Here is a 6,932-nt window from a genome sequence, read left to right as displayed (position 1 = left end):
TTCCTGCGCGAGGTCGGTCGGCTGCCCGCGCCGGCCGCGGCCGAGCGGGTGCGGGCCGCCGGGCTCGACGACTGGGCCACCGCGAACCTGCTGCGCTACCTCGACGAGCAGCGGGCCGCCGTCGGGCACCTGGGAGACGACCGCACGATCGTCGTCGAACGTTTCCGGGACGAGATCGGCGACTGGCGCCTCGCGGTGCACTCGCCGTTCGGCGCGCCCGTCAACGCGCCCTGGGCCCTGGCGCTCGGGGCGCGGCTGCGGGAACGGTACGGCACCGAGGTGCAGATCATGCACACCGACGACGGCATCGTCGCCCGGATCCCGGACGCGGCGGAGGTGCCGGGCGCGGATCTCGCGCTGTTCGAGCCGGACGAGATCGACGCGATCGTGCGGGCGGAGATCGGCGGCAGCGCCCTGTTCGCCAGCCGGTTCCGGGAGTGCGCCGGGCGGGCCCTGCTGCTGCCGCGGCGCACCCCCGGCCGGCGGACCCCGCTGTGGCAGCAGCGCCAGCGCAGCGCCCAGCTCCTCACCGTCGCCGCCACGTTCAGCGACTTCCCGATCGTGCTGGAGACGATGCGGGAATGCCTGCAGGACGTGTTCGACACCCCGGCGCTGGTCGGGCTCATGCGTGCGGTGGCAGCCAGGTCGCTGCGGGTGGTCGAGGTGGAGACCGCCTCCCCGTCGCCGTTCGCCTCGTCGCTGCTGTTCGGCTACGTCGCCGCGTTCCTGTACGACGGCGACGCTCCGCTGGCCGAACGCCGCGCCCAGGTGTTGTCGCTGGACAGCTCGCTGCTCGCCGAGCTGCTCGGCGAGGCCGACCTGCGGGAGCTGATCGATCCCGCCGCGCTGGCCCAGGTGACCGCCGAGCTCACCCGTCTCGCTCCCGAGCGGCGCGCCCACGACGCCGAGGGGGTCGCCGACCTGCTGCGCATCGTCGGCGACCTGACCACGCAGGAGGCCGTCGCCCGGGGCGCCACCCCGGCCTGGCTCGCCGAGCTGGAGCACGATCGCCGGATCCTGCGGGTCCGCATCGCCGGGGAGGAACGCTGGGTGCCGGTCGAGGACGCGGGCCGGCTGCGCGACGCCCTCGGCGTCCCCCTGCCGGTCGGGGTGCCCGAGGCGTTCACCCAGCCGGTGCGCGACCCGCTGGGTGATCTGCTCTCTCGGTACGCCCGCACCCACGGTCCCTTCGATGCCGAGGAGCCGGCGCGGCGTCTGGGGCTGGGCCCGGCGGTCGTCGTCGGGGTGCTTGAGTCCATGACCGCCGAGGGCCGGCTGGTGCGCGGCGAGCTGCATCCCGAGCGCACGGGCATGCAATGGTGCGATGCCGGGGTGCTGCGCGCGCTGCGCCGGCGCAGTCTCGCCGCGCTGCGCCGCGAGGTCGAAGCCGTGCCGACCCGGGCACTCGGCGCCTTCCTGCCCACCTGGCAGGGGTTGACCAGCGGTCGGGGCCGGGGGGTCGACGGCGTGCTGCGGGCCGTCGAGCAACTGCAGGGCGCCCTGATCCCGGCGAGCGCCTGGGAGCAGCTCGTCCTGCCGGCCCGGGTCACCGACTACTCCCCCGCGATGCTCGACGAACTGTGCTCCGCCGGCGAGGTCCACTGGGCGGGCGCCGGCGGGCTGCCCGGCGGCGACGGCTGGCTGACGCTGGTCACCGCCGACGCCGCCGCCCTCCTGCTGCCCGCAGCCGACCTCGACGCCGCCGCCGGGCAGCCGCACGCGGCAGTCCTCGACGCCCTCGCGGACGGCGCGGCGCTGTTCTTCCGGGCATTGTCGGATCGGGTCGGCTCACTCGACGACACCGCCCTGACCGCGGCCCTGTGGGATCTCGTCTGGGCGGGTCTGATCACCAACGACACCCTCGCGCCGCTGCGCGTCGCCCTGAGTGCCACCGGCGGGACCGCCGGACCCGTGGCGAAGCGGCGGGCCCCGCGACCGCGGCAGTCCCGTTACGGTCGGCCGATGCTGCCGCGGCGGACCGGTCCACCCACCGCGGCGGGCCGATGGTCGCTGCTACCCGAACGCGACGAGGACCCGACCCGCCGCGGCCACGCGCTCGCGGAGGCGCTGCTCGACCGGCACGGCATCGTCACCCGGGGGGCGGTGACCAGCGAGCGCCCGCCGGGCGGTTTCGCCGCGGTCTACCGGGTGCTCAGCGCGTTCGAGGACGCAGGCCGGGCCCGGCGCGGATACTTCGTCGAGTCGCTGGGCGCCGCCCAGTTCGCCGTGCCCGGCGCGGTCGATCGGCTCCGTGCGATCGCCGCGACGCAGCGTGACGTGGCCCAGAGCCCCTCCTGGGCGCCGGCGCCCAGCGGATCCGACCCGGGCGCCTCGGCGGGCGACGGAGGGACGCGGGCGCAGTCGGATCCCCACCAGCCCGGATTCGCGGTCGGCCGGGCCGGCGGGGGCCCCGCCGCCGTCGTTCTTGCGGCCACCGATCCGGCCAATCCTTTCGGTGCCGCGCTGGCGTGGCCGGACCGGTCGGGACCGGGCGCGGACACGGCGGCCGGGCACCGACCCGGCCGTAAGGCGGGAGCACTGGTCGTCCTCGTCGACGGCGAACTCGTCCTCTACGTGGAGCGGGGCGGGCGGTCCCTGCTGTCGTGGACGGCGGACGAGCACCTCACCGCGACCGCCGTGGACGCCCTGGCCCGTGCTGTCACGGACGGATCACTAGGCCGGTTGACCGTGGAGAAGGCCGACGGGGCGCCGATCATCGCGAGCGGCCTCGGCGCCGCCCTCGAACGCGCCGGCTTCCATCCGACGCCGCGTGGCCTGCGGCTGCGGGCTTGACCAACCAGGTCGGGGCGGCCCAGGAAGGCGGGCACGGGCCAGCGGTGTGGTCCTTGTGGGACCGACGGGTCAGGGCACTGACCGTCGGTCTCGTCACGATCATCACGCTGGTCGCGTTCGAGGCCCTTGCCGTGGTCACGGTGCTGCCGGCGGTGGCCGCCGATCTCGGCGGCGTGGGCCTCTACGGCTGGGCGACCAGTGCGTTCTTCCTCGGCACGACGGTCGGCATCGTGCTCGCCGGCGCTGGCGCCGACCGGGCCGGGCCCGCTCGCCCGTTCGCCGTCGGGCTGCTGTTCTTCTGCGCGGGGCTGCTCCTCGCCGCCCTGGCACCGACGATGGGCGTGCTCGTCGTCGGCCGGGGGCTGCAGGGTCTCGGCGGCGGGGCGATCCCCGCGGTCGCCTACGCCACGATCGGCCGCGTCTACCCCGCCGAGCTGCGGCCTCGGGTCTTCGCGGTGCTCTCCACCGCCTGGGTGGTGCCGGGCCTCGGCGGGCCGGCGCTGGCCGGCCTGATCGCCGCCCATGCCGGCTGGCGCTGGGTCTTCGCCGGGCTGCTACCGCTGACCGTCGCCACGGGGGGCATTCCCTTGCGGGCGCTGCGCGCACTACCGGGACGACCGGCCGGCGGGCATGGCCGGATCCCAATCGTCGCGGCGGTGCGGATCAGCAGCGGCGCGGGCCTCGTCCTGGCCGGTCTGACGAACCGCTCGCCGCTCGGCCTACCACTGATCGCCGCCGGCATCGCCTGCGGACTAGACCCGCTGCGCCGACTGTTGCCGGCCGGCACCCTGCGCCTGCGTCCCGGCGTCCCTGCCGCCGTAGCGGCCCGGGGCCTACTGACCTGGGCCTTCTTTGGAGCGGACACCTTCGTGCCATTGTCGATCACCGCGGTGCGGCACGCGTCGACCACGACGGCGGGACTCGCGGTCTCCACGGCGACTCTGTGCTGGACGGCGGGCTCCTGGACGCAGGCCCGATTCGCCGAGCGCCGGTCATATCGCGAGCTCATCGGGGCGGGGCTCGCGCTGGTCGCCCTCGGCACGGGCGGGTTCGCCACCGTGCTGCTGCCCGCGAGCGTGCCGTTGGCCGTCCCGATCGCCTGCTGGGGAGTCGCCGGCATGGGAATCGGTCTGTCGTACTCGACCGTCGTCACGCTGGTCCTCGGCGAAACGCCGCCCGACCGGCACGGGATGGCCAGCACCGCGGTGGCACTCAGCGACAACCTGGGCACCGCGTTCGGCGCCGGAGTGAGCGGGGTGGCGGTCGCGGCGAGCCAGGCGATGACCGGCGCGCCGGACGCCGGGCTCGCGGTCGCCTTCGGCCTCACGGTCGGCATCGGGCTGTTCGGCGCGATCGTGGTCGCCCGCCGGCTACCGCGGCACCAGTCGTCCAGCCCGGCACGCACGCCCTGGTCGTGACCGGTCTCGAGCCGAGGCCGGGACCCGCGGCGGCAGGTGACGCGCGGAGTCGATCGGCGGAAGGTGAATGGCGCAGGTGGACGGCGCAGGTGGACGGCGCAAGGCAGACGGCAGACGGTGCGAGCACCGGCCACGGATCCGGAGGATGCGGGGAGGATGCGCAGATGCCCGAGGGCGACACGGTGTGGCGTGCGGCCCGGCGAATGGACGCCGCGCTCGCCGGCGCGCGGCTGCTGAGCACCGACTTCCGGGTGCCCCAACTGGCCACGGCCGACCTGTCCGGCCAGCGGATCATCGGGGTGGCGGCGCGCGGCAAGCACCTGCTGACCAGGTTCGACGGCGGGCTGAGCCTGCACACACATTTCCGGATGGAGGGCTCGTGGCACCTCTACCGTCCGGGGGTGGCCTGGTCGGGCGGTCCGGCCTGGCAGATCCGGGTCGTGCTCACCACCGCGGAGCAGGTCGCGGTCGGGTACCGCCTGGCGATCGTCGAGCTGCTGGCGACGAGCCGCGAGCAGGACGCCGTCGGCCATCTCGGCCCGGACGTACTCGGCCCGGACTGGGACCTGGACGCCGTGGTGACAGCGCTGCGGGCAGTGCCGCAGCGGGAGATCGGTGCCGCGCTGCTCGACCAACGGCTCATCGCCGGCCTGGGCAACATCTGGCGGACCGAGGCCTGCTTTGTCGCCGGCGTGTCCCCCTGGACGCCCGTGGGCGACGTACCCGATCTACCGGGACTCGTCCGACGAGCCCAAGCGATGATCAGGACCGGCGCCCACGGCGGGCATCAGGTGACAACCGGGTCAACGCGACCCGGGGAGGAGCACTGGGTCTACGGCCGGGCCGGGCGGCCCTGCCGGCGGTGCGGGAGCCGGCTACTCACAGCCGACCAGGGCCGGATACCCGGCCGGGTCGACGACGAGAGCCGGCGCACCACCTGGTGCCCCCGATGCCAGGCCGGACCGGCGGCTCCCGCGGGAGCCGTCGCCCGTCGCGGACGTACGAACCGAGGCGCCGAGGCGCGCTTCGGCCGCGTCCGCCGGCCTGATGCCGGGGAAGGTGGTGCCTGATGGTGCTGTTGGTGCCTGCTGCTGGTGGTGGTGCGGGTGCTGGTGCTGGTGCTGGTGGTGATGGTGCGGTTGGTGGTGCTGGTGCTGCCTGATGTGCCTGTTGGTGCGTGGTACACGCCCGATCCTGGCGAAACCGTCAGTTCCGGGAGAAGGAGATCAGCCGCGCCCGGCCGCGGGTGAAGGCACCCTCGGCCGCCTTGAGGCTGATTTCCAGGTCCGCCGCCGCCTCCCGCGTGCTCATCCCGGCCGCCCGCGCCATGATCACCTGACGCTCGCGGCCACGCAGGGAACCGGCCCGGGCCAGCAGCCAGCGGGCTTCCGCCCGGTCGCAGACGGCGTCGTCCGGCGCGGGTTCCCACGGCTGCAGGTACCCGCGGACGACCGCCCGCTCCGCGCGCTGACGGGCCCGATGGTGGTCGACGCACAGGCGCAGCACCGTCGTCGTCAGGAACTGACCGACTCGGTTCGCGTCGAGGTCCCGGAAGCCCGCAGCCCGGATGAACGCCTCGTGCACGCAGTCCTCCGCGTCGGCCTTGCTCGGCAGCCGACGGCGGGCGATGTGGATCAGCCGCTCCCGGTGGGGCAGCATCAGCGACCAACGCTGCTCGCTGTAGGGCCGGTCCAGCTCGGCCAGGGACGTTGCAGTTGCCGTCGCGGTTGCAGAATCAACCGGGGGGAACTCCCCGGCAGGGCATGTCACGGTTCAGTCCACCTCTACTTGCTCGGACCGCGCCACCCCCCAGCGCGATCACGGCCGGCCCGGTGCACGCCAGCACCGGCAGAACCGCGATGCGCCTTGGTCTCTTATGTCCGCTGGGTGCCAAGCAGCGGACTTTGGACAAGCCGGACATTACACATCCACTCCTGGGCAAGCCAGTCCCGACTTCTCCGTACACGCGGCACGGCCGCCCAACATGCACGCACCGTTCGCTCCACGGACCCGGAACCATCGCTCCGACGCCGGAGCAACACCACCAAACGGTGGCAAAACGCCGAGAAAGCCAAGAGAATGGCGTTCTCCAGCCCAACAGACTGTATGCCTAATTGCCATTCGCTACGCACCGTATTCAGTGAACCGGCTGTAAACGTGGCGATCTACGACCCGAAAGTGCCACCCAGTCGAATAGCCGACACGTGGTCGGAGCCTCGCAGTTCGTACCGGCCCGCACAGGGGTGCTCTCGCCGCAGGCGGCGTGGCCGTGGCAAGCCGGACGGCTAGACGCCCGCGAGCTCCCGCAGGGCCGCCGCGTACCCCCGCAGCGCCTCGGTGTCCTCGCGCAGCCTGATCAGGCCGGGTGCCGACGACGACACGGTACCGACCGCCTCGCCGGCCGCGGCGAGCAGGTCGTCGACGACGGCGACCGACGTCGTCATCGTCGCCACCAGGGCCTCGGTGGTCCGGGCCAGTTCGGCCCGCCGCCCGGGATGGGAGATCGCCCGAACGGCCGCCTCGCAGGCGACAACCCGGGCCGCACCGACGCGCAGCCCGTCGACCAGCTCCGCCGCGCCGGCCGCGGCCGTCTGCAGGAGCGTGCGGGCCGCGCCCGGACCGAGGGAGCGGGTCATCGCCACGAGCGCGGCCAGCCCCGCCTCCCCGCGGCGCAGGGGCTCGGCGGCCGCGGACCGGCGCAGCTCCCACGGGCTCGGGGCG

General features: G+C 74.4%; 3 protein-coding genes and 2 pseudogenes. 3 read left to right on the top strand and 2 right to left on the bottom strand.

Going from position 1 to position 6,932, the window contains the following annotated elements; genetic code table 11:
* From ND748_RS21415 to ND748_RS21405, 3 genes and pseudogenes are all read left to right on the top strand, one after another.
* Positions 1–2,793, top strand: a pseudogene (locus ND748_RS21415) (DEAD/DEAH box helicase); the annotation flags it as partial.
* A complete protein-coding gene (locus ND748_RS21410) occupies positions 2,790–4,211 on the top strand; it encodes an MFS transporter (RefSeq protein ID WP_251747776.1) in 1,422 nt (473 codons plus the stop codon). The pseudogene ND748_RS21415 and the gene ND748_RS21410, both read left to right, overlap by 4 nt.
* A gap of 164 nt (positions 4,212–4,375) precedes the next feature.
* Positions 4,376–5,281, top strand: coding sequence for a DNA-formamidopyrimidine glycosylase family protein (locus tag ND748_RS21405; RefSeq protein WP_251747775.1), 906 nt, complete (start codon positions 4,376–4,378; stop codon positions 5,279–5,281).
* Between the two features lie 136 nt (positions 5,282–5,417).
* On the opposite strand, the gene ND748_RS21400 is transcribed toward ND748_RS21405, so the two are convergent.
* Positions 5,418–5,981 carry a sigma-70 family RNA polymerase sigma factor gene (locus ND748_RS21400; protein ID WP_251747774.1) on the bottom strand — a complete coding sequence of 188 codons (564 nt, stop codon included), beginning with the start codon at positions 5,979–5,981 and terminating at the stop codon, positions 5,418–5,420.
* Positions 5,982–6,496: 515 nt separating this feature from the next.
* A pseudogene (locus ND748_RS21395) lies at positions 6,497–6,932 on the bottom strand (hypothetical protein); the annotation flags it as partial.

It is taken from the genome of Frankia sp. AiPs1, from assembly GCF_023716945.1.
In the GTDB taxonomy this organism is placed as follows: Bacteria; Actinomycetota; Actinomycetes; order Frankiales; family Frankiaceae; genus Frankia.
Note: the sequence above shows the minus strand (reverse complement) of the source record. Positions and strands in the feature narration are given on the sequence as shown.